Annotated in this window: 31 protein-coding genes and 1 tRNA gene; 24 read left to right on the plus strand and 8 right to left on the minus strand. The window is 66.9% G+C overall.

Going from position 1 to position 23,531, the window contains the following annotated elements; translation table 11 throughout:
• Window positions 1-9: 9 nt before the first annotated feature.
• The gene (locus tag SH203_RS00890) at window positions 10-759 is read right to left on the minus strand and encodes an arginyltransferase (RefSeq protein ID WP_087118996.1); all 750 of its coding nucleotides are present in this window, start codon (window positions 757-759) and stop codon (window positions 10-12) included.
• Window positions 760-867: 108 nt separating this feature from the next.
• Complete coding sequence (locus SH203_RS00895; RefSeq protein ID WP_087118997.1) at window positions 868-1,764, minus strand: flagellar motor protein MotB; 897 nt, start codon at window positions 1,762-1,764, stop codon at window positions 868-870.
• 117 nt (window positions 1,765-1,881) lie between these two features.
• On the opposite strand from SH203_RS00895, the gene SH203_RS00900 reads away from it, so the two are divergent.
• Entirely contained in the window at window positions 1,882-2,736 is an 855-nt protein-coding gene (locus SH203_RS00900; RefSeq protein ID WP_087118998.1) for an NAD(P)-dependent oxidoreductase, read from the plus strand.
• 19 nt (window positions 2,737-2,755) lie between these two features.
• On the opposite strand, the gene SH203_RS00905 is transcribed toward SH203_RS00900, so the two are convergent.
• Genes SH203_RS00905 through hemB form a run of 3 tightly spaced genes read right to left on the minus strand, consistent with a single transcriptional unit; the run spans window position 2,756 to window position 4,247 of the window.
• On the minus strand, window positions 2,756-3,028 hold the full coding sequence (locus tag SH203_RS00905) for a DUF2442 domain-containing protein (RefSeq protein ID WP_087118999.1): 273 nt from the start codon (window positions 3,026-3,028) through the stop codon (window positions 2,756-2,758).
• Complete coding sequence (locus tag SH203_RS00910) at window positions 3,009-3,245, minus strand: DUF4160 domain-containing protein (RefSeq protein ID WP_087119000.1); 237 nt, start codon at window positions 3,243-3,245, stop codon at window positions 3,009-3,011. The genes SH203_RS00905 and SH203_RS00910 overlap by 20 nt, the downstream gene beginning before the upstream one ends.
• Window positions 3,246-4,247, minus strand: coding sequence for a porphobilinogen synthase (gene hemB / locus SH203_RS00915; RefSeq protein ID WP_087119001.1), 1,002 nt, complete (start codon window positions 4,245-4,247; stop codon window positions 3,246-3,248).
• 149 nt (window positions 4,248-4,396) lie between these two features.
• Between hemB and SH203_RS00920 the strand changes: the two genes are divergently transcribed.
• The 15 genes from SH203_RS00920 (at window position 4,397) to SH203_RS00985 (ending at window position 16,826) form a co-directional block, all read left to right on the plus strand.
• The gene (locus SH203_RS00920; RefSeq protein ID WP_087119002.1) at window positions 4,397-5,197 is read left to right on the plus strand and encodes a class I SAM-dependent methyltransferase; all 801 of its coding nucleotides are present in this window, start codon (window positions 4,397-4,399) and stop codon (window positions 5,195-5,197) included.
• Between the two features lie 128 nt (window positions 5,198-5,325).
• Window positions 5,326-6,552 carry a 5-aminolevulinate synthase gene (gene hemA, locus SH203_RS00925; RefSeq protein ID WP_087119003.1) on the plus strand — a complete coding sequence of 409 codons (1,227 nt, stop codon included), beginning with the start codon at window positions 5,326-5,328 and terminating at the stop codon, window positions 6,550-6,552.
• Window positions 6,549-6,731, plus strand: a complete 183-nt coding sequence (locus SH203_RS00930) for a DUF6898 family protein (protein WP_087119004.1) — start codon at window positions 6,549-6,551, stop codon at window positions 6,729-6,731. Before hemA ends, SH203_RS00930 begins: the two co-directional genes overlap by 4 nt.
• A gap of 33 nt (window positions 6,732-6,764) precedes the next feature.
• A complete protein-coding gene (locus tag SH203_RS00935) occupies window positions 6,765-7,310 on the plus strand; it encodes a GNAT family N-acetyltransferase (RefSeq protein ID WP_087119005.1) in 546 nt (181 codons plus the stop codon).
• Between the two features lie 81 nt (window positions 7,311-7,391).
• Entirely contained in the window at window positions 7,392-7,748 is a 357-nt protein-coding gene (locus tag SH203_RS15200) for a hypothetical protein (RefSeq protein WP_143275658.1), read from the plus strand.
• 128 nt (window positions 7,749-7,876) lie between these two features.
• Entirely contained in the window at window positions 7,877-9,160 is a 1,284-nt protein-coding gene (gene glyA, locus SH203_RS00940) for a serine hydroxymethyltransferase (protein ID WP_087119006.1), read from the plus strand.
• A gap of 7 nt (window positions 9,161-9,167) precedes the next feature.
• A complete protein-coding gene (gene nrdR, locus SH203_RS00945; protein ID WP_087119007.1) occupies window positions 9,168-9,653 on the plus strand; it encodes a transcriptional regulator NrdR in 486 nt (161 codons plus the stop codon).
• On the plus strand, window positions 9,653-10,273 hold the full coding sequence (locus SH203_RS00950; RefSeq protein ID WP_087119008.1) for a RibD family protein: 621 nt from the start codon (window positions 9,653-9,655) through the stop codon (window positions 10,271-10,273). Before nrdR ends, SH203_RS00950 begins: the two co-directional genes overlap by 1 nt.
• A gap of 61 nt (window positions 10,274-10,334) precedes the next feature.
• Window positions 10,335-10,925 carry a riboflavin synthase gene (locus SH203_RS00955; protein WP_087119009.1) on the plus strand — a complete coding sequence of 197 codons (591 nt, stop codon included), beginning with the start codon at window positions 10,335-10,337 and terminating at the stop codon, window positions 10,923-10,925.
• Window positions 10,922-12,061: a 3,4-dihydroxy-2-butanone-4-phosphate synthase gene (gene ribB / locus SH203_RS00960; RefSeq protein ID WP_087119010.1), complete on the plus strand. Its 1,140-nt coding sequence runs from the start codon at window positions 10,922-10,924 to the stop codon at window positions 12,059-12,061. Before SH203_RS00955 ends, ribB begins: the two co-directional genes overlap by 4 nt.
• Complete coding sequence (gene ribH, locus SH203_RS00965) at window positions 12,058-12,519, plus strand: 6,7-dimethyl-8-ribityllumazine synthase (RefSeq protein ID WP_087119011.1); 462 nt, start codon at window positions 12,058-12,060, stop codon at window positions 12,517-12,519. The genes ribB and ribH overlap by 4 nt, the downstream gene beginning before the upstream one ends.
• The gene (nusB, locus tag SH203_RS00970) at window positions 12,516-13,040 is read left to right on the plus strand and encodes a transcription antitermination factor NusB (protein ID WP_087119012.1); all 525 of its coding nucleotides are present in this window, start codon (window positions 12,516-12,518) and stop codon (window positions 13,038-13,040) included. Before ribH ends, nusB begins: the two co-directional genes overlap by 4 nt.
• Window positions 13,040-14,029, plus strand: coding sequence for a thiamine-phosphate kinase (thiL, locus tag SH203_RS00975; RefSeq protein WP_087119013.1), 990 nt, complete (start codon window positions 13,040-13,042; stop codon window positions 14,027-14,029). Before nusB ends, thiL begins: the two co-directional genes overlap by 1 nt.
• A 43-nt stretch (window positions 14,030-14,072) precedes the next feature.
• Window positions 14,073-14,501 carry a hypothetical protein gene (locus SH203_RS00980; RefSeq protein ID WP_087119014.1) on the plus strand — a complete coding sequence of 143 codons (429 nt, stop codon included), beginning with the start codon at window positions 14,073-14,075 and terminating at the stop codon, window positions 14,499-14,501.
• 177 nt (window positions 14,502-14,678) lie between these two features.
• Entirely contained in the window at window positions 14,679-16,826 is a 2,148-nt protein-coding gene (locus SH203_RS00985; protein ID WP_087119015.1) for a sodium-translocating pyrophosphatase, read from the plus strand.
• Between the two features lie 72 nt (window positions 16,827-16,898).
• Here SH203_RS00985 and SH203_RS00990 read toward each other — a convergent pair whose 3' ends face one another.
• Complete coding sequence (locus tag SH203_RS00990; RefSeq protein ID WP_087119016.1) at window positions 16,899-17,378, minus strand: outer membrane protein assembly factor BamE; 480 nt, start codon at window positions 17,376-17,378, stop codon at window positions 16,899-16,901.
• A gap of 91 nt (window positions 17,379-17,469) precedes the next feature.
• Here SH203_RS00990 and SH203_RS00995 point away from each other — a divergent pair, with 91 nt between their 5' ends.
• From SH203_RS00995 to SH203_RS01025, 7 genes are all read left to right on the plus strand, one after another.
• Window positions 17,470-17,994 (plus strand): ubiquinol-cytochrome C chaperone family protein, encoded by a 525-nt coding sequence (locus SH203_RS00995; RefSeq protein WP_087119017.1) that lies wholly within the window; start codon window positions 17,470-17,472, stop codon window positions 17,992-17,994.
• 11 nt (window positions 17,995-18,005) lie between these two features.
• The gene (locus SH203_RS01000; RefSeq protein WP_200808754.1) at window positions 18,006-18,518 is read left to right on the plus strand and encodes a DUF177 domain-containing protein; all 513 of its coding nucleotides are present in this window, start codon (window positions 18,006-18,008) and stop codon (window positions 18,516-18,518) included.
• Between the two features lie 117 nt (window positions 18,519-18,635).
• Window positions 18,636-19,709 (plus strand): phosphate acyltransferase PlsX, encoded by a 1,074-nt coding sequence (plsX, locus tag SH203_RS01005; RefSeq protein WP_087119018.1) that lies wholly within the window; start codon window positions 18,636-18,638, stop codon window positions 19,707-19,709.
• Window positions 19,706-20,683, plus strand: coding sequence for a beta-ketoacyl-ACP synthase III (locus SH203_RS01010; RefSeq protein WP_087119019.1), 978 nt, complete (start codon window positions 19,706-19,708; stop codon window positions 20,681-20,683). The genes plsX and SH203_RS01010 overlap by 4 nt, the downstream gene beginning before the upstream one ends.
• 78 nt (window positions 20,684-20,761) lie before the next feature.
• The gene (locus SH203_RS01015) at window positions 20,762-21,070 is read left to right on the plus strand and encodes an integration host factor subunit alpha (protein WP_087119525.1); all 309 of its coding nucleotides are present in this window, start codon (window positions 20,762-20,764) and stop codon (window positions 21,068-21,070) included.
• Window positions 21,071-21,075: 5 nt separating this feature from the next.
• Window positions 21,076-21,483, plus strand: coding sequence for a MerR family transcriptional regulator (locus SH203_RS01020; RefSeq protein ID WP_087119020.1), 408 nt, complete (start codon window positions 21,076-21,078; stop codon window positions 21,481-21,483).
• A gap of 59 nt (window positions 21,484-21,542) precedes the next feature.
• Window positions 21,543-21,619: transfer RNA gene (locus SH203_RS01025), tRNA-Pro, on the plus strand.
• Between the two features lie 66 nt (window positions 21,620-21,685).
• On the opposite strand, the gene SH203_RS01030 is transcribed toward SH203_RS01025, so the two are convergent.
• Entirely contained in the window at window positions 21,686-21,880 is a 195-nt protein-coding gene (locus tag SH203_RS01030) for a DUF2842 domain-containing protein (RefSeq protein ID WP_087119021.1), read from the minus strand.
• A complete protein-coding gene (locus tag SH203_RS01035; RefSeq protein WP_087119022.1) occupies window positions 21,880-22,131 on the minus strand; it encodes a transglycosylase in 252 nt (83 codons plus the stop codon). Before SH203_RS01035 ends, SH203_RS01030 begins: the two co-directional genes overlap by 1 nt.
• A 135-nt stretch (window positions 22,132-22,266) precedes the next feature.
• On the opposite strand from SH203_RS01035, the gene SH203_RS01040 reads away from it, so the two are divergent.
• Window positions 22,267-23,367, plus strand: coding sequence for a COX15/CtaA family protein (locus SH203_RS01040; RefSeq protein ID WP_087119023.1), 1,101 nt, complete (start codon window positions 22,267-22,269; stop codon window positions 23,365-23,367).
• Window positions 23,368-23,531 lie beyond the last annotated feature (164 nt).

Consider the following 23,531-nt stretch of genomic DNA (forward strand, 5'->3'; position numbering starts at 1 on the left):
GAATGACGATTATCGGCCGAACCTATCCTCCAACGGCGCCCAGCCCAGCTTGCTCAGCATCTCCATAGGGCGGAAGTCGGCCTTGTAGTCCATCTTGGCCGAGCCCCTGACCCAATAGCCCAGATAGACATAGGGCAGGCCCACGATGGCGGCCTGGCGGATGTGATCCAGGATGGCGAACCGGCCCAGGCTGCGCCGCTCCATCGTCGGGTCGTAGAAGCTGTACACCATCGACAGACCGTCCTTCAGCAGGTCGGTCAGGGTCACGGCGACCAGATCGCCCGGCCCGCCGTCGGTCGAGGGCAGGCGGTATTCGATCAGATGGGTGCGGACGGCCGTGTCCTCGACCATCGCCACATAGTCCAGCCAGCCCATGTCGCTCATGCCGCCGGTCGGGTGGCGGGTGGTCAGATAGCGGCGCAGGAGCTGGAACTGTTCGGTCGTGGCCTCGGCCTCCACCAGGCTGCGCGACAGGTCGGCGTTGCGGGCCAGCACCTTGCGCTGCGACCGGCTGAAGGCGAAGGCCGGCACGGGCAGGCGCACTGAAACACAGGCGTCGCAGGCCTCGCACGCCGGACGATAGGCGATGTTCTGGCTGCGCCGAAACCCGGCCAGGGTCAGTTCGTCATTGACGTGGGCGCCGTCGGAAAAGGGCAGGTTGGCGAACACCTTCCGCTCGGTCTTGCCGGGCAGATAGGGGCAGGGCGCCACCGAGGTCATGAAGAAGCGAAGCTGTCGTGTCGGAACGTGCTGGGTCACGGCCTCAGGTCCGCATCCGATCTTGCCGATTTTGCGACACGGGGGTCATGGCGCGATTTGCCGTCATTCGCGCGCGGGCTGCAAGCGTCGGCGTTGCAGCCGGGCCGGTCACAGCGAGGTGTCCATGGGCAGGACCGGCGCCTCGCGCAGCAGGACGATGGCGATCCGCCGGTTGCCGGCCAGGCTGGGGTCGTCGGGATAGAGGGGGTCGGACCCCGCCTTGCCCGCCACGGAATAGATGCGGTCGGGATCGACCCCGGCCGATTGCAGCACCAGACGCGAGGCGTTGGCCCGTTCTGAAGACAGGCTCCAGTCCGCCGGCGCGCTGGCGCGGTTGGACCCGGCCGTCGCGCTGGTGTGGCCGGTTATGGAGATGCGGTTGGGCAGTTGGTTGATGACCTTGGACACCGCGCGCAACAGCACCTGGGCGCGGGCGTTGGGGCGGGCGGCGTTGTTGTCGAACATCGACCGGCCTTCCTGATCGACCAGTTGGATGCGCAGTCCCTCGGGCGTCTGGTCCACGATCAGCTGTTTGGACAGTTCGGCCAGTTCCGGCATCGACTGCATCGCCTGACGCAGAGATTCGGCGGCGCTGGCGAACTCGGCCGCCTCGCGCTTCTGCATCTCGGCCTGAAGCGCGGCGTCGCTGGCCGAGGACAGGTTGGCGCTGGCGCCGCTCTGATCCGTCGCGGGCGCTTCGGGCGCCAGTTCCTGCAGCACCGACTGCGAGCCGGAACTCTTGGAGCCGTCGTCGCCCAGCGCCGTGCCGCCCAGGATGCCGCCCGAGCCGGATGTGGTTTCCGACACGCTGGCCGGGGCGAAATATTCGGCGATGCCGCGCTTCTGCTCCGGGTCGGTCGTGTTGATCAGCCACATCAGCAGGAAGAAGGCCATCATGGCGGTCACGAAGTCCGCATAGGCCACCTTCCACGCGCCGCCATGGTGGCCCCCGCCGGAGACCTTCTTGACCTTCTTGATGAGGATCGGACGATCGCTCACAGACATGGATGCGCATCCCGAGGAGTGGTGTCCCATTCTGGTCTGGTCAAGGTTAACCGGGCGTTGACCTTGAACCGCGAGGCGACGCGGAATAGTCCGTCGCGGACCACAAGGGAGCCTGACATGAAGATCGCTTTCGCCGGCCTTGGCGTCATGGGCGCCCCGATGGCGCGTCACCTGGTCCAGGCAGGCCACGACGTGACCGGCTTCAACCGCACGACGGCCAAGGCCGAGGCCTGGGCCGCCGCGAACGGCGGACGGGCGGCGGCGACCGTCGCCGAAGCGGCCCAGGGCGTCGAACTGTTCATCCTGTGCGTCGGCAATGACGACGACGTGCGCGTGGTCGTGACCGAGGCCCTGCCGCATCTCGCCGCCGGCGCCGTCGTAGTCGATCACACGACGACCTCGGCAAAGCTGGCGCGCGAGATGGCCGATCTGGCGACGGGGCAGGGGCGCCATTTCATCGACGCCCCCGTGTCGGGCGGACAGGCCGGCGCCGAAAACGGCCAGCTCAGCGTCATGGCGGGCGGCGACGCCGATGCTCTGGCCCGGGCGGAATCCGCGCTGAACGCCTATTCCAAGGCGATCAAACACATGGGGCCGGCGGGGTCCGGCCAGCTGACCAAGATGGTCAACCAGATCGCCATCGCCGGCGTGGTTCAGGGCCTGGCCGAGGCGGTGCATTTCGCCCAGGTCGCGGGCCTCGACACCGACGCCGCCTATGAGGCCGTGTCGAAGGGCGCGGCGCAAAGCTGGCAGATGGACAATCGCTGGAAGACGGCGGCCAAGGGCGAGTTCGACTTCGGCTTCGCCGTCGACTGGATGCGCAAGGATCTGGGGCTGGTGCTGGACGAGGCGCGCTCGAACGGCGCCAAACTGGCCCTGACCGCCCTGGTCGATCAGTTCTACGCCGAGGTCCAGGGCATGGGCGGAAACCGCTGGGACACCTCCAGCCTGACCGCACGACTGCAGCGCTGACAGACGCAGCGCTGCTTGTTCAGGCGGCTGTTCGCCGCGGCGCCGGGGCGCCTCTAAGCAAGCCCTCGGTGCTCAGGTCTTCGTCGATGTCCGGCCAATGGATGCCCAGCCCGGCGCCAGCCACGAGCCAATTGGCGCGCTGTTCGGGCGTCGCGTTCGCCAATTTGGGATACCAGGCGACAGGCGCGGCGATCGCGCGACCGTCCATCAGTTCGACGACGATGCGCTCATCGTCGACCTGCACCGACTTCACGCGAATATCGGCCGTATCCCTATGCGCCAAAGAAGTCATGCCAAGCCTGCGACAATGCGGCCGCGTGGGTCGCGACGTGGGATTGTAGCACGCGAAGCTCGCGTGCGGAAAAGCCGATGTTCTGCGCGACTGCGGTATCGGCCAACCAGAACTTTGCGGTGCAGTCGTCCCGGTCCACGTGGACGTGCGGCGGCTCGTTCGGCTCATGACTGTAAAAGTAGAAACGATACGGGCCGATCCGCAAAACCGTGGGCATTCAGGCCCCCAGCAACCGCGCGGCCTGGGGGGCGAAATAGGTCAGGACGCCCGCGCATCCGGCGCGTTTGAACCCGTGCAGGGTCTCCAGGATGGCGCGGTCCTGGTCCAGCCAGCCATTGGCGATGGAGGCCTGCATCATCGCGTATTCGCCCGACACCTGATAGGCGAAGGTCGGCACGCGGAAGGTCTCGGACACACGCCGCACGATGTCCAGATAGGGCATCCCCGGCTTGACCATCACCGCATCGGCGCCTTCCGACAGGTCCATCGCGACCTCCTTCAAAGCCTCGTCCGAGTTGGCGTAGTCCATCTGATAGGTCTTCTTGTCGCCCCGCAGCAGGGTCGAGGAGCCGACGGCGTCGCGATAGGGACCATAGAAGGCCGAGGCGAACTTGGCCGCATAGGACAGGATCAGCGTGTCCTGGAACCCGTTGGCCTCCAGCGCCTCGCGCACCGCCTGGATGCGGCCGTCCATCATGTCGGAGGGGGCCACCACGTCGGCCCCGGCGTGGGCGTGGATGAAGGCCTGTTCGGCCAGCCGCTCCAGCGAGGCGTCGTTGGCGATCCGGTCGCCCTCCATCACCCCGTCGTGGCCGTGGTCGGTGTAGCAGTCCAGCGCCACGTCGGTCATGACGCCGATCTCGGGCGCTGCGTCCTTGATGGCACGGATCGCCTCGGGGATCAGGCCGTCGGGGTCGGTCGCGCCCGTGCCCACCGCGTCCTTGATCGCGCCGTCGACATTGGGGAACAGGGCGATCATCGGAATACCCAGGTCGCGGGCCTCGACGGCCGCCGCCGCCGCGGCCTTGGGCGACAGGCGGAAGACGCCGGGCATGGAGGCGACGGGAAGGCGGTCCTCGGCCCCTTCATGCACGATCAGGGGCCAGATCAGGTCGGCCGGCGTGAGGGTCGTCTCGGCGACCAGGCGGCGCACCCACGGGCTGGCGCGCAGGCGGCGCGGCCGGGCGAGCGGGAAGGGGGCGGGCTGATACGGAAGCATGGCGTGACCTAGGAAAATCTGGCGTGGGACTAGCGCCGCAGGGCGGACGGCGCAAATCGCGAGATGCGTCGGATCGTTTCGGCCGTGATCGCCGCTTGCGCGGATCGGCGAAATACGGGCCTATCGCGACAAATTCCTGGGAGACGACGATGATCAGACGTTTGGCGGCCGGCGCGGCGGTCGTGGCTTTCGCAGCGGGCCTGTCCGGCTGCATCATCATCGACTCCGATGGCGGCTCTCGGACGGTCGTGACCGGCGGCGGCGCCACGGCGGCGGCGTCCTACGCATCGCTTTACGCCGACGCGGTTTCCGATCCGAAGCGTCCGGCGGAAGAGGTCGCGCGTGACGGGCTGCGTCATCCGGCCGAGATCCTGGCCTTCGCCCAGGTCGCACCGGGCGACAGGGTCGCCGACATCCGGCCCGGCGCCGGCTATTTCACCCGCCTGTTCTCCGACGTGGTCGGCCCGACAGGCCGGGTCTATGCCTTCGTGCCGGAGCGGACGATGGCGCGCGAGAATGCGGGCGCGGACGCCCTGGCCGCCGCCTATTCCAATGTGACGCGGGTGAACGGCCTACTGGATTCCATGACCTTCGCCGAACCGCTGGACATGATTTTCATGAGCCAGGAATACCACGACTTCCACATTCCCGGCTTCAACACCGACGTCGCCCGGATGAACGCCGCCGCCTTCGCCGCCCTGAAGCCGGGCGGTCGCTACATCCTGATCGACCACCAGGCGGCGCCGGGGACCGGCATATCGGCGGTCCAGACCCTGCACCGGATCGAGGGCGACTATCTGAAGCGCGAGGTCGAGGCGGCCGGATTCGTCTATGAGGGCGAAAGCACCGCCGTCGCCAATCCCGCCGACGATCACAGCCTGAACGTCTTCGACGAGAAGATTCGCGGCCGCACGGACCAGTTCGTCTATCGCTTCCGCAAGCCGGGCTGATCCGGCGCTTAGTGAGAACTGTTATCAATTAAGGGTTTGGGTCGTTTTGTCCATGTCGCGCGCATGGACAAGGCGTCATTCGAAGAGCAGAAAACGCTCAGCCGTCGCCATAAGCGAAAGACCCTGCGTTGTTCGACTACAAGGCCGCCTTCAGCCGCTCCGTGGAGCAGGTTCGCAGCGAAGGACGCTATCGCGTCTTCGCCGATCTCAAGCGCGTGCGCGGCCAGTTCCCGCTGGCCGTGCGTCGTCGCGAGGACGGAACCCAGCAGGACGTCGTCATCTGGTGCTCCAACGACTATCTCGGCATGGGCCAGCACGACGCCGTGCTGGCGGCCATGCATGAAGAGATCGACGCCGTGGGCGCCGGCGCGGGCGGCACCCGCAACATTTCCGGCACGACCCGCTCTGCGGTGGACCTGGAGGCCGAACTGGCCGACTGGCACCAGAAGGAAGCGGCCCTGCTGTTCACCTCGGGCTATGTCGGCAACGAGGCCACGCTGTCGACGCTTCAGAAGATCCTGCCGGGCCTGATCGTCTTTTCCGATTCGCTGAACCATGCCTCAATGATCGCCGGCATCCGCAATGGCGGCGGCGAGCGCCATGTGTTCAGGCACAACGATCTGGCGCATCTTGAGGCCCTGCTGGCCGCTGCGCCCGCCGAGGCGCCCAAGCTGATCGCTTTCGAAAGCGTCTATTCGATGGACGGCGACATCGCCGATCTGGCCGGCACCATCGCCCTGGCCCGGAAATACGGCGCCATGACCTATCTGGACGAGGTCCATGCCGTAGGCCTGTATGGCGCGACCGGCGCGGGCGTGGCCGAACGCGACGGCGTGCTGGGCCAGATCGACATCATCGAATGCACCCTGGGCAAGGCCATCGGCGTGATGGGCGGCTATATCGCCGCCGACGCCGTGATCGTGGACGCGGTGCGCAGCTGGGCCTCGGGCTTCATCTTCACCACCAGCCTGCCGCCGGCCTTGACGGCGGGGGCGCTGGCCTCGGTGCGGCATCTGAAGAGCCACCCGGAACTGCGTGAAAAACATCAGGAACGCGCCGCGACGCTGAAGGCCCGTTTCGCCGCCGCCGGCATTCCAGTGATGGAGAGCGAGAGCCACATCGTGCCCGTGCATGTCGGCAATCCGATCCACTGCAAGATGATCTCGGACATGCTGCTGGACGACTACGGCGTCTATGTTCAGCCGATCAACTATCCGACTGTGCCCAAGGGGACCGAGCGGCTGCGCTTCACCCCGTCGCCGAACCATACGGACGAGATGATGGACCATCTGGTCCAGGCGATGGACGCGCTGTTCGCCCACTGCAACGTGGCGCGCCGTCCCGCCGCCGCATGACGACGGGCGACGACCTCGGCGAGGTCATCGTCGAGTTCGTTCGCAACGGCCCCTACGTCAAATGCTCGGCCATCCACGTCGCCACCGGCCGCGAGGTCAGCGCCATGGGGCCGGCGAACGAACCCAAGTCCGTCGAGCGGATCGCGATCGCCAAGCTGCGGCGTACCCTGGCGACATAGCGCGTGCAACGGTGTCCGCTTAGGAACAGGACGATGCAAGACACGCCCACGCTCAACACGCCGCGTTTCGAAATGCGCAAGCTGGTTCGCCAGGATGCAGCAGCGCTGTTTTCCACCCTGTCCGACGACGCCCAGTGTCTCTACATGTCGCGCGGCGCCTTTGGCAGCGAGGCGGAACTGGCGGATTGGCTGACCGATCCGACATGGCCAGGCCGGACCTGGATCGCCGTGGACCGAACCACAGGGGCCGTCGCCGGTCGATATGTCGCCTTTCCCGGTCGAGACGACGGGGTGTTCGAAGTCGGCTATGTCACGGTCATCGACTACCAGGGCCGCGGCGCAGCCAAGGAGTGTATGATCGCCTTGATGTCCCATCTCTTCGAGCGTGAGCAGCGTCGGCGGGTCTATGCGGAAATCGACGCCGAGAATGCCGCATCCATCGCCTTGGCCGAGAGCCTCGGCCTTGTTCGAGAGGGCTGTCTGAGGGAGCACGAAACGACCCACAAGGGGCTGTGCGACATGGTGATCTATGGCGCGCTTCGACGCGAGTGGCGGGCGCCCCAGGCGTCAACGATCTAGCTGCGGCGCGCCCTTGAGGCAGGCTAATGAACATAGACACGCCCGCGGAACAGTGATTGTCTGCCCGTGTGAGAGGTGATTATGCTGCAGCCAAGCGGGCCTGGGCCTCTCGGATGGGGCGCTTTTTCGATCTTCGCCGTATTGGCAGGCTTGGCGCTCCTAACGGGTGCGGATCATGCGGCGCCGGGGTGTACTGGCCCATCGGTTGAACGCTGCGACTATATCGCGACGGCGAAGGCTGCTGTGGCCGAGCATTCTTATCGTCGCTTCGATCCAGAGCTTGGTTTCGAGATCGTCGAAGCGGGCTCGTCCGTGCGGGTGCAGCAGTATCTGCCCAACGGGTCGCTCGCCATATTCGAGGGGCCTGCTGTTCTGATCGACCGGAAGAGCTGTCGTCCCTGTAGTGTCGAGGTTCGCAAAAAGGGCGGAGCGGAGTGATACAGTGAGGTTTACCCGCCTCCAGCCAGGCGATCTTTGAGTAGCTATCTTGGACGCCGCCACAAGATATTGTGGTTCCTTCCGCTGAGGCCTAGATAGGCCAGCTTCTGATTTGCGGGGATTCCAGCGTGACGGCCTTCACCCACGACGCCTATTTCACCAAGACCTTGGCCGACGCCGATCCGGATGTCTTCAAGGGCATTCAGGGCGAACTGGGGCGTCAGCGCGAACAGATCGAATTGATCGCGTCCGAGAACATCGTCTCCCAGGCGGTGCTGGACGCGCAAGGGTCGGTCCTGACCAACAAATACGCCGAAGGCTATCCCGGTCGCCGTTACTACGGCGGCTGCGAGTTCGTGGACGTCACCGAGGATCTGGCGCGCGAGCGGGCCAAGACGCTGTTCGGCGCGGCCTTCGCCAACGTCCAGCCGCACTCGGGCGCCCAGGCCAACCAGGCGGTCTTCTTCACCCTGCTGCAGCCGGGCGACACCTTCCTGGGTATGGACCTGGCCTGCGGCGGGCACCTGACGCACGGTTCTCCGGCCAACCAGTCGGGCAAATGGTTCCGCCCCGTCACCTACAAGGTGCGCGAGGACACCCATCTGATCGACTATGACCACGTCGCCGAAATGGCCGAGCGCGAGAAGCCCAAGCTGATCCTGGCCGGCGCCTCGGCCTATAGCCGTCATATCGACTTCAAACGCTTCCGCGAGATCGCCGACAGCGTGGGCGCCTATCTGATGGTGGACATGGCCCACTATGCCGGCCTGGTCGCGGGCGGCGCCTATCCCGACCCGATCCCGCACGCCCATGTCGTCACCACCACGACGCACAAGACCCTGCGCGGCCCGCGCGGCGGCATGATCCTGTCCAACGACGCGGACCTGGGCAAGAAGATCAATTCGGCCGTCTTCCCCGGCCTGCAGGGCGGCCCGCTGGAACACGTCATCGCCGGCAAGGCCGTGGCCTTCGGCGAGGCGCTGAAGCCCGAGTTCAAGCTCTACGCCCAGCAGGTGGTCAAGAACGCCCAGGCCCTGGCCGCCGTTCTGGTCGAGCGCGGTCTGGCCATCGTCTCGGGCGGCACCGACAGCCACCTGATGCTGGTCGATCTGCGGCCCAAGGGCGTGACCGGCAAGGCGACCGAGCATGAGCTCGAAAAGGCGCTGATGACCTGCAACAAGAACGGCGTGCCGTTCGACACCGCCCCGTTCACCGTCACCTCGGGCGTCCGCCTGGGCACGCCGGCGGGCACCACGCGCGGCTTCGGCGAGGAAGAATTCAAGCAGATCGGTCACTGGATCGCCGACGTCGTCTCGTCGATGAACGGCGGCGACGAGGCCGATCCGGCCGTGGTCGCGGGCGTGGCGGCGCAGGTGCGAGAGTTGACGCACCGCTTCCCGATCTACGGATAAGTCGCTGATGAAGTGCCCTTTTTGCGGTCATCAGGACACTCAGGTCAAGGATAGCCGGCCGTCGGACGACGGCTCGGCCATTCGCCGCCGCCGGTCCTGCCCCAACTGCAACGGGCGCTTCACCACCTTCGAGCGCGTTCAGCTGCGCGAACTGGTCATCCTGAAGCGGAACGGCCGACGCACCCCGTTCGACCGCGACAAGCTGGAACGGTCGCTGGGCGTGGCCCTTCGTAAACGCCCGGTCCAGGCCGATCAGGTCGAGCAGATGGTCAACCGCATCGTGCGTCAGCTGGAGAGCCTGGGCGAGACGGAAATCCCGTCCAGCACGGTCGGCGACTTCATCATGAAAGCGCTGAAGGGCGTGGATGAGGTCGCCTATGTCCGTTACGCCTCGGTTTACAAGGACTTCCGTCACACCGGCGACTTCGCCAAATTCCTGGGTGCGGAAGGGCTCGCCGACGGGGCGCAGGACGAGCCGACCGGCAAGGTCTGATGCGGGTCACGCTGAAACTGGCGACCTCGCTGGACGGGCGGATCGCCACGGCCTCGGGCGAGAGCCAGTGGATCACCGGCGAGGCGGCGCGGCTGGAGGGCCATCGTCTGCGCGCCGCCCATGACGCCATCCTGGTCGGCGTCGAGACGGTTCTGCACGACGACCCGGAACTGACCGCCCGTCTGCCGGGCCGGGCCGTGGATCAGCCGCTGCGGGTCGTGCTGGACAGTCGGCTGCGCACCCCCGCCAGTGCGAAACTGGCCGGCGAGAACACCCTGATCCTGACCGCCGCCGAGCCTCACGCCGTGGGCGCCGCGACCGTGCGCCGGGTCGAGGTCGAGGACGGCCGCCCCGCCGTCGCCGTGGTCCTGAAGGCCCTGGCCGCCGCCGGTGCGGGGTCTGTCCTGATCGAGGGCGGAGGGCAGGTCGCGGCCTCCTTCCTGCGCGCAGGCGCCGTCGACGCGCTGGAATGGTTCCGCGCGCCCATCCTGCTGGGCGGGGAGGGACGGCCCTGCGTCGCCGCCCTGGCCCTTGCAAAGCTGTCTGACGCCCCCAAGTTCCGTCGCCAGGGCGTCGCGCCCGTCGGCGACGATCTGTGGGAACGCTACGTCCGTCTCTGACGCCGTCGATTTCAGACTATTCAGACTGTGTTTTTCGGGTCCGAAAGGGGCCAGCGTCCAAATGTTCACCGGCATCGTCACCGACATCGGCCGCGTCCGCGAGGTCCGCGAGACCGACCGCGACCGCCGCTATGAGATCGCGACGGCCTGGGACACCGCCGGCATCGACCTGGGCGCCTCTATCAGCCACGCAGGTTGCTGCCTGACGGTGACGGAAAAAGGCCCCGGCTGGTTCGCGGTCGAGGTGTCGAACGAGACCCTGTCCAAAACCACCCTGGGCGCCTGGACCGCCGGCGACGGCGTCAATCTGGAACGGGCGGCGAAACTGGGCGACGAGATGGGCGGCCATGTCGTTTCGGGTCATGTCGACGGGCTGGGGCGGATCGTCTCCATCACGCCCGAGGGCGGATCGCACCGGGTGGCGGTCGAGGCGCCGGCCCCGCTGCATCGCTATATCGCCGCCAAGGGCTCGATCACCGTCGACGGCGTGTCCCTGACCGTGAACGCGGTCGAGGGGCAGGTCTTCTGGCTGAACATCATCCCCCACACCTGGCAGGTGACGACGCTGGGCGGGCTTAAAGTCGGCGATCCGGTCAATCTGGAGATCGACATGCTGGCGCGTTACCTCGCGCGGTGGCAGGAGACGGCATGATGCAAGTCCCGGCCGCGAACATGAACGACAGCCCGATCAGTCCGATCGAGGACATTCTGGAGGACGCCCGCAACGGCCGTCCCTACATCCTGGTGGACGCCGAGGACCGCGAGAACGAGGGGGACATCATCATCCCCGCCCAGTTCGCCACGCCGGACCAGATCAACTTCATGATCCGCCAGGCGCGCGGTCTGGTCTGTCTGGCCCTGACCGCCGAGCGGGCCCAGCAGCTGCGTCTGCCGCCGATGGCCGCCGACAATCGTGAGAGCATGAAGACCGCCTTCACCGTTTCCATCGAGGCGAAGGAAGGCGTCACCACCGGCATTTCCGCCGCCGACCGCTCGCGCACCATTCAGGTCGCGACCGATGCGTCCAAGGGCATGGACGACATCGTCTCGCCGGGCCACATCTTCCCCCTGGTCGCGCGCGACGGCGGGGTCCTGGTCCGCGCCGGCCACACCGAGGCGGCCGTGGACATCAGCCGCATGGCCGGCCTGACGCCCGCCGGGGTGATCTGCGAGATCATCAAGGACGACGGCGAGATGGCGCGGATGCCCGACCTGATCGCCTTCGCCCAGAGGCATGGGCTGAAGATCGGCACCATCGCCGACCTGATCGCCTATCGCCGTCGCACCGAACGGTTCGTCGAGCGGATCATGGACACCCCGTTCGACAGCGTCCACGGCGGCCCGTTCCGCCTGATGCTGTACAAGAACACCATCGAGGGCGCCGAGCATGTGGCTCTGGTCAAGGGCCGCATCGACCCGTCCAGACCGACCCTGGTGCGGATGCATCAGGTCGATTTCGCCTGCGATCTGCTGGGCCATGTCGAGGCGCGTCAGGACTATGTGCCCAGCGCCCTGCGCCAGATCACCGACCATGACGGGTCGGGCGTGGTCGTCTTCCTGCGTGACCCGTCGCTGACGTCGCTGGCCGAGCGGCTGGCGGGCGCGGATCGGCCGGCGGCGGTGGATCGGTCGCTGCGCGCCTATGGCGTGGGGGCGCAGATCCTGCTGGACCTGGGCGTCAGGGACATGATCGTGATGAGTTCGACGCGACCCGAACCGACCGCGCTGGAGGGCTATGGCCTGCGTATCGTCGGCTGGCGCGACATGGATGGAGAAACCAAGGCGTGAACGAAGCCCCCCGTATTCTGATCGTCGAGGCCCGTTTCTACGACGACCTGGCCGACGCCCTGCTGGAAGGCGCCAAGGAGACGCTAAAAGCGCGCGGCGCCGACTTCGACGTGGTCACCGTGCCGGGCGCGCTGGAGATCCCGCCGGCCATCGCCATGGCCGAGGAGGCCGGTCGCTTCCCGACCGCGCCCCGCTATGACGGCTATGTCGCCCTGGGCACGGTCATTCGCGGCGAGACCTATCATTTCGAGATCGTCTCGGACCAGTCGGCGGCCGGCATAATGGCCCTGGGCGTAAAGGGGCTGGCCATCGGCAACGGCGTCCTGACGACCGAGGACGAGGACCAGGCCTGGTATCGGGCGCGACTTTCGGAAGGGGATAAGGGGGGCGGGGCGGCGAAAGCCTGTCTGGACCTCATTGCCTTGAAGAAGCGATTGCGCGTAGGCGTCGGCGCATGACCGAACCGAACAGCGTAAAAGCCGTCCTCGAACAACTCGCCGAAGCCGAAAGGCAGCGCGCCGAGCCCAATCTGACGTCCAAGCAGCGTCGCGCCCGCACCGTGTCGCGCCTCGCCGCCGTCCAGGCTCTGTATCAGATGGAGCTGGCGGGCGAGGGCGTGGAGACGGTGATCACCGAATTCTCCAACTTCCGTTTCGACGGCGACATCGAGGGCGAGGCTCTGGCCGAGGCCGATGAGGCCTATTTCGCCGACATCGTGCGCGGGGTGATCGAAAGCCAGCGCGACATCGACGCCGCCGTCAAGGCGCGCCTGGCCTCCAACTGGAAGCTGGAGCGGATCGACGCCACCCTGCGCGCCCTGCTGCGTTCGGGCGCCTGGGAGCTGATGAAACACCCGGAGACGCCGCGCGAGGTCGTGATCGACGAATATGTCGAACTGGCCAAGGCCTTCTTCGACGACGCCGAGGCGCGCTTCGTCAACGCCGCGCTGGACGGCGTGGCCAAAGACACGCGCAAATAATGCCGGCGCTCGACGTCGCGGGCGAGTTCGAGACGATCGAGAGGCTGCTGAAGCCCCTGGCCCATCCCGAGTGGGCGAGGGGGCTGACGGACGATGTGGCGGTGCTGCCGTCACGGCCCGGCCATGACCTGATCCTGACCAAGGACGCCATGGTCGAGGGGGTGCATTTCCTGCCCGACGACCCGCTGGATACGGTGGCCAGGAAGCTGTTGCGGGTGAACCTGTCGGACCTGGCGGCCAAGGGCGCCGAACCGTTCGGCTATCTGCTGTCCTGCTTCTGGTCCGAACGGTGCGGCTGGCCCGAGCGCGAGGCCTTCGCCGCTGGTCTGGCCGAGGATCAGGCCCGCTTCGGCGTGGCCCTGCTGGGCGGCGACACCGTCAGGACGCCGGGGCCCGCCAGCTTCTGCCTGACCGCGCTGGGGTGGGCGCCGACGGGGGCTGCGGTGTCGCGCGCGGGGGCGCAGGTCGGCGATCTGGTGTTCGTCACCGGCGCGATCGGCGACGGTCTGCTGGGTCTCAGAGCTGCGCGGGGAGAGCTGTCGCTGGACGAGGTGAGGATCGCCGCCCTGGTCGACCACTACCGGACGCCGACGCCGCGCCTGGATTTCGCCCCGGCGATCCGCGAGTTCGCCACCGCCTCGGTGGATGTGTCCGATGGTCTGGCCGCCGACCTGGGCCACATCGCCCGCGCCAGCGGCGTCGGGATCGCCCTGAACCTGAACGTCCTGCCGCTGTCGGCGGCCGCCCAGGCGTGGTTCGACGACCGCGTCGACGCCCAGCTGTCGCTGGAAGATCTGGCCGGCGGTGGGGACGACTACGAGATCGCCTTCACCGCCCATCCCCGCCACGAGGACGCCCTGCGTCGTGAGGCGGAAAAGCGCCTCGTCCGGCTGACGCGGGTGGGGGAGGTCACGCCCGGCGGCGGCCTGACCGCGATCCATGACGGCCAGCCGGTCGAAATGGCGCGGCGCGGCTGGACTCACGGCTGAGGCGGCAAGGGAATCCTAACGCCCGTCGGATAATCGAACGGCCATGGATCGCAGAACCCTGGTCGCCGCCGGAACCGTCGCCCTTGCCGGCGCCCTGCCGCGCGCCGCCGCCGCGTCCGGCAACACGCCCGCTGCGCCCCCCTCGCTGAGCATCGCTGGGCTGGGCCTGCCGGTCATCGAGGGCGGACGGCTGCGGAACTACGTCTTCGTCTCGCTTCGCCTGGAACTGGGCGCGGGCAAGACGATGGAGCAGATAAAGCCCAAGGAAGCCTTCTTCCGCGACGCCCTGGTCCGCGCCGCCCACCGCACGCCCTTCACCGTCCCCGGCGACTGGACCCGTCTGGACGAACGCGCCCTGTCCGCCGCCTTGGTCTCGGCCTCGGTCGGCATCACGGGACGCGGCTCCATCCGGCGTGTCGAGGTGGTCAGCCAATCGCCGCGCCGCCGCACCGGGATGCAGGCGCCGCGCTGACGCGGTTTGGCGACCCCCGTTGCGCGAGTTTCCAACGCATGACACGCTCCCCCTGCAAATCCCAAAGAACGCACTGACGCGTTCGCCGCGTGCGGGGGGACCGGAAGGCGGACAGAGGCGATAACGCCCGACCGCGCAAAGGCCTGCGCGCCTGTTTGCAAGGGCATGGAAACGCCAATGACGAACTCACTCACGCTGGTCTTCGCGGCCGGCGTTCTGGCGGTGCTTTACGGCGCCGTTCAGACCGCCGTGCTGATGAAGGCGAGCACCGGAAACGACAAGATGCGAGAGATCGCAGCCGCGATCCAGGAAGGCGCCTCGGCCTATCTGAAGCGGCAATATCTGACCATCGGCCTGGTCGGGATCGTGATCCTGATCGCAGCCTATTTCCTGATCGGCGTATACGCCGCCGTCGGCTTCCTGATCGGGGCCGTGCTGTCGGGCGCGGCCGGATATGCGGGAATGCTTATCTCGGTGCGGGCCAACGTCCGCACGGCGCAGGCCGCGTCCGAGGGTCTGGCCAAGGGGCTGGACCTGGCGTTCCGTTCGGGCGCCATCACCGGCATGTTCGTGGCGGGCGGCGCCCTGATCGGGGTGTCGGGCTACTATATCGTGCTGACCCAGCATCTGGGGCTGGCGCCGACCGGGCGCGAGGTGATCGACGGCCTGGTGGCGCTGGGCTTCGGCGCCTCGCTGATCTCCATCTTCGCGCGTCTGGGGGGCGGCATCTTCACCAAGGGCGCCGACGTGGGCGGCGACATGGTGGGCAAGGTCGAGGCGGGCATCCCCGAGGACGATCCCAGGAACGCCGCGACCATCGCCGACAACGTCGGCGACAACGTCGGAGACTGCGCCGGCATGGCCGCCGACCTGTTCGAAACCTATGCGGTGACGACGGTGGCGACCATGGTGCTGGCCGCCATCTTCTTCCGGGGGCAGCCCTATGTGGACGTGATGATGATCCTGCCGCTGGCGATCTGCGCGGTCTGCGTCGTCACCTCCATCGTCGGCAGTTTCTTCGTGCGGCTGGGCAAGAGCCGCAACATCATGGGCGCCCTGTATCAGGGGCTGATCGTCACGGGCGTCCTGTCCATCGGCGCCGTCTGGTGGGTCATCGACCAGATGGTGACGGGGCCGATCATGACGGCGGGCGGACTGGAAATTCAGCCCATGGCACTGTTCTGGTCCGGCATGGTCGGGCTGGCGGTGACGGCGGCCATCGTCGTCGTGACGGAATACTATACCGGCTCTGGCTTCCGGCCTGTGCGGTCAGTGGCCAACGCCTCGGTTTCCGGCCACGGCACCAATGTCATCCAGGGGTTGGCGGTGTCGCTGGAGGCCACGGCCCTTCCGGCGTTGACCATCATCGTCGGCATTGTGGTCAGCTTCCAACTGGCCGGCCTGTTCGGCATCGCCATCGCCACCACGACCATGCTGGGCGTCGCGGGGATGATCGTGGCGCTGGACGCCTTTGGTCCCGTCACCGACAACGCGGGCGGCATCGCCGAAATGGCGGGTCTGCCGGCCGAGGTGCGGCATTCGACCGATGCGCTGGACGCGGTGGGCAACACCACCAAGGCCGTGACCAAGGGCTACGCCATCGGATCGGCGGGCCTGGGGGCGCTGGTCCTGTTCGCGGCCTATACGTCGGACCTGCAGTATTTCTCGGCCAATCCTGCGGACTATCCGTTCTTCGCCAATATGGGGCCGGTCGCTTTCGACCTGACCAACCCCTATGTCGTGGTCGGCCTGCTGTTCGGAGGGCTGCTGCCCTTCCTGTTCGGCGGCATGTCGATGATGGCGGTCGGGCGGGCGGCCGAATCGGTCGTCGCCGAGGTGCGGCGCCAGTTCCGCGAGAACCCCGGCATTATGACCTATCAGGTCAAGCCGGAGTACGGGCGGGCGGTCGACATCCTGACCAGGGCGGCGATTCGCGAGATGATCGTGCCGTCGCTGCTGCCCGTGCTGTCGCCCATCGTCCTGTTCGTCGCGGTTCTGGGCATTTCGGACAAGGCCAACGCCTTCGCCGCCCTGGGCGCCATGCTGATGGGGGTGATCGTGACCGGCCTGTTCGTGGCCATCTCGATGACCTCGGGCGGCGGGGCCTGGGACAACGCCAAGAAGGTGATCGAGGAAGGTTTCACCGACAAGAACGGCGTCGTCCACGGCAAGGGATCGGAGGCCCACAAGGCCGCCGTGACCGGCGATACGGTCGGCGATCCCTACAAGGACACCTCCGGGCCGGCGGTGAACCCGATGATCAAGATCACCAACATCGTCGCCCTGCTTCTGCTGGCGGTGCTGGCCAGCGGATCGGTCGGCTGACACCCGCCTGAAACGACGACGGCCCGGAGAGCGATCTCCGGGCCGTTTTCTTTTGTGCGGGCTGCGCCGAACCTAGTCGGGGCGACGCTGGCCGGGAGTGTCGTCTTCCGTGCGCGGCAGCTGGCCGCGGCCGACGTTGCCCAGCAACTGCTCCAGCACGGTCAGCGAGCGACCGCGCGTAGGGGTTTCGTTGCGGTTCATGGCGATGTTCTCGCCGTCCGTCAGACCCAGGGTCCGCACGCCCGTCACCTGATCGCCGCCGGGCGCGAAGGTGATTTCCGTCACCGTGCGGCTGGAGACCTTGGGCAGGTTGTAAGTGTATTTCTCGGTTGTCTGGCTGATGTAGTACCAGACCTGGTTCGGTTCGAACGTCGAGGTGGTCGAGGGCGAGCCCAGCTTGGCCAGCACCGTCTCCTTGGTGTCGGTCCCGGCGACCACGTCCTGGGGCTTGGCGTCGATGGCCTGGAAGCCGTTGGAGCCGATGACGGGCGCGCAGGCGGCGCTGAAACCAGCCAGCGAAACGGCGGCGAGAAGCGGGACGAAACGGGACATGGTCGGGCGCCTGCGAGAGAACAAGGTCTTTGACCTAGACGGACCTGCGTCCTAGTTCAACGGCGCGGCGGAAAAGGGGCCGTTGGAACCCATGCTGAAAAACCTGTTCAAACCCCGATCCGGGCCGCGCGTCGGCGACGATCTGTACGCCAGGGCCGTGGCCCAGGCGCGCAATCCCGCTTTTTACACGCGCCTGCACGTCGCCGACCGCATCGACGCCCGATTCGAACTCTATACGCTTCACGTGCTGCTTCTGGTGCTGCGGTTGCGCGATGAAAATACGGCTCAGGCCAGCGACGCCGCCCAGGCGGTGTTCGACGTCTATGTCTCGGCGCTGGACCACGCCCTGCGCGAGGAAGGGGTGGGCGACGTGTCGGTCGGCAAGAAGATGCGCAAGCTGGGCGAGGCGGTTTACGGCCGTATGAACGCCTATGAGACGCCGCTTCGGAGCGCGGACGCCGCCGTGCTGGCCGAGGCGATGGCCCGCAACGTCTATGCCGACGCCCAGGCCGAACACGCCGCCGCCCTGGCGGATTACGCCCTGGCCAGCCGAGCGGCGCTGGCCGGACAGGATTTCAAGGCCGTGCTGGCGACGCCGGCGTGGGCCGAGGTTTGAACGAGATGAGCATGACGCCCCCTTTCAGCGACGTGGTTCGCATCAACCAGATCGGCGCCGGCCTGAGCCGACGGCTGGAGCCGGACGCCGAGACCCGCCAGCGAATCGCCCGATCCCTGGATCTGCAGGGGCTTGAGGACTTCGTGGTCGATCTGGACATCAAGCCGACGCCGTCCAGCAGCGAATGGACGATGAAGGGCCGCGTCGTCGCCCACGCCGTCCAAACCTGCGGCCTGACGCTGGAGCCGCTGCCGGTCGATGTGGACCGACGCTTCTCGATCCAGCTGGCCGAGGCGGCGGCCGAGGAGACCGACGAAATCGAGATCACGCTGGACGAGGACGGCGCCGACCTGATCGAGGACGGCAAGATCGACCTGGGCCAATATGCGGTCGAACAGCTGGTGCTGTCGCTGGACCCGTTCCCCCGCAAGCCGGGCGCGGCGTTCGTGCAGCCGGAAGAGCCCACCGAGATTTCGCCCTTCGCCGCGCTGAAGGCCTTGAAGGATCGCGAAGACCCGGCCTGAGACGCGACCGAGGTTGACGTAGGGGCCGGGTGGTTGCATCCCCCGGCGTCGGCGCTATCGTCCAGCGCCCAATTCGAAGCGTCGCGCGACAAGACGACGCGGCCACACGAGGTCCATTTGCCCACCCCAGTTACGATCTCGCTTGACGCCATGGGCGGCGATCACGGGCCCTCCGTCATCGTTCCCGGCATCCGCAGCTATCTGTCCGCGCACGACGGGGAGGGCGTGCGGTTCCTGCTGCATGGCGACGAAACCCAGATTCGGGCGCATCTGACGCGCTGCGACCTTCCTGCCGACATCATTGACATCCGCCACACCGAAAAGGTGGTGGCCATGGACGAGAAGCCCGCCCAGGCCATGCGGCGCGGCAAGGGTTCCAGCCTGTGGAACGCCATCGAATCCGTGAAGACGGGCGAGGCGGGCGGCGTGGTCTCGGCCGGCAACACCGGCGCCCTGATGGCCATCGCCAAGCTGATCCTGCGGATGTCCGCGCCCGGTCTGGAACGGCCGGCCATCGTCGCCAGCTGGCCGACGTTCAAGGGCCATACGGCCGTTCTGGACGTGGGCGCCAACATCGGCAGCGACGCGGAACAACTGGTCGAGTTCGCCATCATGGGCGAGGCCTTCCAGGCGGCGGTGCGCGGCGTCGCCCGCCCCAGCATCGGTCTGCTGAATGTCGGCTCCGAGGACATGAAGGGCAACGAACAGGTCAAGGAGGCCCACGCCATCCTGCGCGACGGGCCGTTCGACCTGAACTATCACGGCTTCGTCGAGGGCGACGACATCGCCAAGGGCACGGTGGACGTGGTCGTCACCGACGGTTTCACCGGCAATATCGCCCTGAAGACCGCCGAGGGCACGGCCCGCTATATCTCGGCCCTGCTGAAGGAAGCCCTGACCTCCAACCTTCAGTCCAAGCTGGGCGCCGCCATCGCCATGCCCGCGCTGAAGAAGATGCGCCAGAAGATCGACCCCAGCACCATCAACGGCGGCCCGCTACTGGGTCTGAACGGCATCGTGGTCAAGAGCCACGGCGGAGCGGACGCCAAGGGCTTCGGCAACGCCATCCGCATCGCTGTCGATCTGGCCCGCAGCGACTATATGAGCAAGGTGGGGGACAATCTGGGCAAGCTGGACGCCGTGTTCGATCACGCCAAGGCCGCCGCCCCCGTAGGAGATACCGTCCAGTGAGCGTCACACGCAGCGTCGTCACCGGCGTCGGCTCCTTCCTGCCGGAGCAGATCGTCACCAATGCCGATCTGGCCAAGATCGTCGACACCTCCGACGAATGGATTCAGGAACGCACCGGCATCAAGCAGCGCCACAAGGCCCGCGAGGACCAGCCGACCAGCGACCTGGCGGTCGAGGCGGCCCGCAAGGCTCTGGCCGACGCGGGCAAGGCGGCGTCGGACGTCGATCTGATCATCGTGGCGACCACGACGCCGGACATGACCTTCCCGGCCGTGGCCTCCATCGTCCAGAGCAAGCTGGGCGCCGGCGTGGGCGTGGCCTTCGACGTTCAGGCCGTCTGTTCGGGCTTCGTCTATGCGCTCAGCGTCGCCGACGGTTTCGTGGCGCGCGGCCTGTCGAAATGCGCCCTGGTGATCGGGGCCGAAGAGATGACCCGGCTGATGGACTGGACCGACCGGACCACCTGCGTCCTGTTCGGCGACGGCGCCGGCGCGGTCGTGCTGGAGCCGGGCGAAGGGCAGGGGACGTCCGACGACCGGGGGATGCTGGGCTTCGCCCTGCGCGCCGACGGCTCCAAGACCGACCTTCTTTATGTCGACGGCGGGCCGGCGACGACGGGAACAGTCGGCCATCTGCGCATGGCCGGCAATCAGGTCTTCCGCCACGCCGTCGTCAACATCGCCGAGGGCATCACCGCGGCCTGCGCGGCGGCCGACATCCAGATTTCGGACGTGGACTGGTTCGTGCCGCACCAGGCCAATCAACGCATCATCAAGGGCGTGGGCGACCGGCTGGGCCTGGACGAGAAGAAGGTGATCTCCACCGTGGCCATCCATGCCAACACCTCGGCCGCCTCGATTCCGCTAGCGCTGGACGCCGCGATCAAGGATGGGCGGATCAAGAAGGGCGACATGGTGCTGCTGGAGGCCATGGGCGGGGGCCTGACCTGGGGCGCCTGCGCTCTGAGACTCTAAAGTCGCCCCGGCGGCATTGATTTTTGGGGGCCTTTGCGGCCCTATGACACCGACTGGATCGCGCGAGCGGGGGATATGATGGCAGGCCAACAGACTGTGACCCGCGCGGATTTGTGCGAGGCGGTCCATGACGAGGTCGGCCTGTCGCGCCAGGAGTGTTCGGCCCTGGTCGAACGGACGCTGGAGCTGATCGTCGAATCGCTGGAACGCGGCGAGACGGTGAAACTGTCGGGCTTCGGCGTCTTTCAGGTTCGCGAAAAGCGCGCCCGCATGGGACGCAACCCCAAGACCGGGGAACCGGCGGCCATCAATCCGCGTCGGGTCATCAGCTTCCGCGCGTCCCAGATCATGAAAAGCCGGGTTCACGACGCCGTCGTCGAGGCCTGATTCCGTTGGCCAAGAGCCCCGGCGCCTTTCGCAGCATTTCCGAAGCGGCCGAGGAAGTCGGTGCGCCGCAGCATGTGCTGCGCTTCTGGGAAACCAAGTTCGACTTCGTTGCGCCGGTCAAACGCGCCGGCGGGCGTCGATTCTATCGGCCGCAGGACGTTCTGTTGCTGAAGGCGGTCAAACGGCTGCTGCATGACGACGGCCTGACCATTCGCGGCGTCCAGCGCCTGTACAAGGAGCAGGGGCTGAAAAAACTGGTTGGCGCCGAAACCGCCGACCTGATTCAGGATGTCGCGGATGAACGGGCGCCCATGATCGCCGAAACGATGCGATCCGAAGCCTCGGGTTTGCAGCGCCTTCTGGCCGATCTCGAACAGGCGAAGGCGCGTCTGGACGCCGTTCTCGCGCAGTAGGTGGATAAGTCGTTTTAGCGTTTGCGATCCCGGAGTCGCCCGTCTATAGGGAGCGCCTTCGGAGCGTGGCGCAGCCTGGTAGCGCACTTGACTGGGGGTCAAGGGGTCGCAGGTTCGAATCCTGTCGCTCCGACCATTCTTGAAAAATAGAATGATGATGGTGGGGTCGTCCTTTCGGGCGGCCCCATCGCCATAATGGGGCTCAACCCCGTTCGGCCCATTTCAGCAGCGGGATCAAAGGCAGGCCCCAGGCCGTGCCGCCCACGCCGAAGAAGGCGAAGTCGATCCAGGCCGAGGGCGGCAGAAGTCCGCGCAGCGCGATCAGCCCCCAGACCCAGAAGACCAGAAAGGCCAGCACCCCGATGGCGGCGACGAATCGACGCGCGCGCGGCGGCATCAGCGCTTGTTCCTGAACAGGAAGAAGGCGATCAGGCAGACGGCCGATCCGACCAGGCTCCATGGCACCCAGATCCAGCTGTCCATCGTGCCGACCGCGAACACCCGCACCGCCAGGAACCAGCCGCAGGCCAGGCCGACCCCGGACACCAGCGAGGTCCCGCCGAAACCACGACGCCCCGTCGACAGGTCCGCGATCCAGGCCAGAAGCAATCCGCCGACGATGGCGGCGACGATATCGGCGTAGGGCAACCCTGATCTCCTGCGGCTTCAGCGCCGTTAACTCAATCCGACTCGATCTTCGCCTCAGAGCGGGGCATACCGCCACAGTCGCGATTTCGTCATGGTCGAGCGCGACAGCATATCCGGGTCAGCGTCGGGCGTCGAATGAACCGTTTCGGAAATCCAGATCGCAATCGCGCCGTGGCCGTGTGGCTGTTCGCCACTGCGGCCATCGTCTTCCTGATGGTTGTCATCGGCGGCATCACGCGCCTGACGGGATCGGGCCTGTCGATCACCGAATGGAAGCCCATTATGGGCGCCATCCCCCCGCTGAACGCCGCCCAGTGGAACGAGGCGTTCGAGAAATACAAGCAAATCCCCCAGTACGCCCAGATCAATGCGGGCATGAGCCTGGGCGAGTTCCAGGGCATCTTCTGGTGGGAATGGCTGCACCGGCTGATCGGGCGGCTGGTCGGCGCGGTGTTCGCCCTGCCGCTGGTCTTCTTTCTTTTGTGCCGCGTCACGCCGCCGCGCTCGATCTTCCGCCAATGGGCCATGCCGGATCGGCTGATCTGGCGTTGCGTGCTGCTGCTGGCGCTGGGCGGGCTGCAGGGTCTGATCGGATGGTGGATGGTGTCCAGCGGCCTGTCGGAGCGGGTCAGCGTCGCGCCCGAGCGGCTGGCCACGCATCTGGGTCTGGCCTTCGTCCTGTTCGCCGCCCTGATCTGGACCGGGCTTGAGGCTTGGAACGGCGAGGATCACGGACGTCCGCCCGCCGGCTGGGCGCGGGGCGCCGGTCTGTTGCTGGGTCTGGTCTTCCTGCAATGTCTGCTGGGCGCGCTGGTCGCCGGCGGCCATGCCGGGTTGGTCTATACCGACTGGCCGCTGATGAACGGTCAGGTGCTGCCGCCCGCCGACTGGAGCCTTGGAGCAGGGGTCTTGCTGCACGATCAGGCCCTGACCCAGTTCAATCACCGACTGGTCGCCTATGGCCTGCTGCTCGCCGTCAGCATCTACGCCTTCCAGGCCTGGCGCTGGCGCGTGGCCGAGGGCATGGGTTTGGGCGCCTTCACCTTGGCCGGCGTAATCTGGGCGCAGGCCCTGCTGGGCGTCGTCACCCTGATCAACGCCGTGCCGGTCTGGCTGGGCGTGCTGCACCAAGGCGGGGCCGCCGTGGTGCTGGCGGTGGCGACGGCGAACCTGTGGCTGGTGCTGCGCGCACAGCCCCGGATTTTCATGTCCGGCCCGCGTTCGGTGCGTCTGTGACGCGCCTTGAGAGGGCGTTTAGCTAGGTATTTTAATACCGTATATAAAATATCTTGTGATTTCAATATGATGTGTCGCGAGGTGACTTTTCCGCCGCGTTGACGACACGTCGCGCCTCCGCTATCAGCGCGCCTTCATTCGGTTCCTTCGGGGGCCGAACCCGA

Origin of the sequence: Brevundimonas sp. SH203, from assembly GCF_002157625.1 — a bacterium.
GTDB lineage: Bacteria > Pseudomonadota > Alphaproteobacteria > Caulobacterales > Caulobacteraceae > Brevundimonas.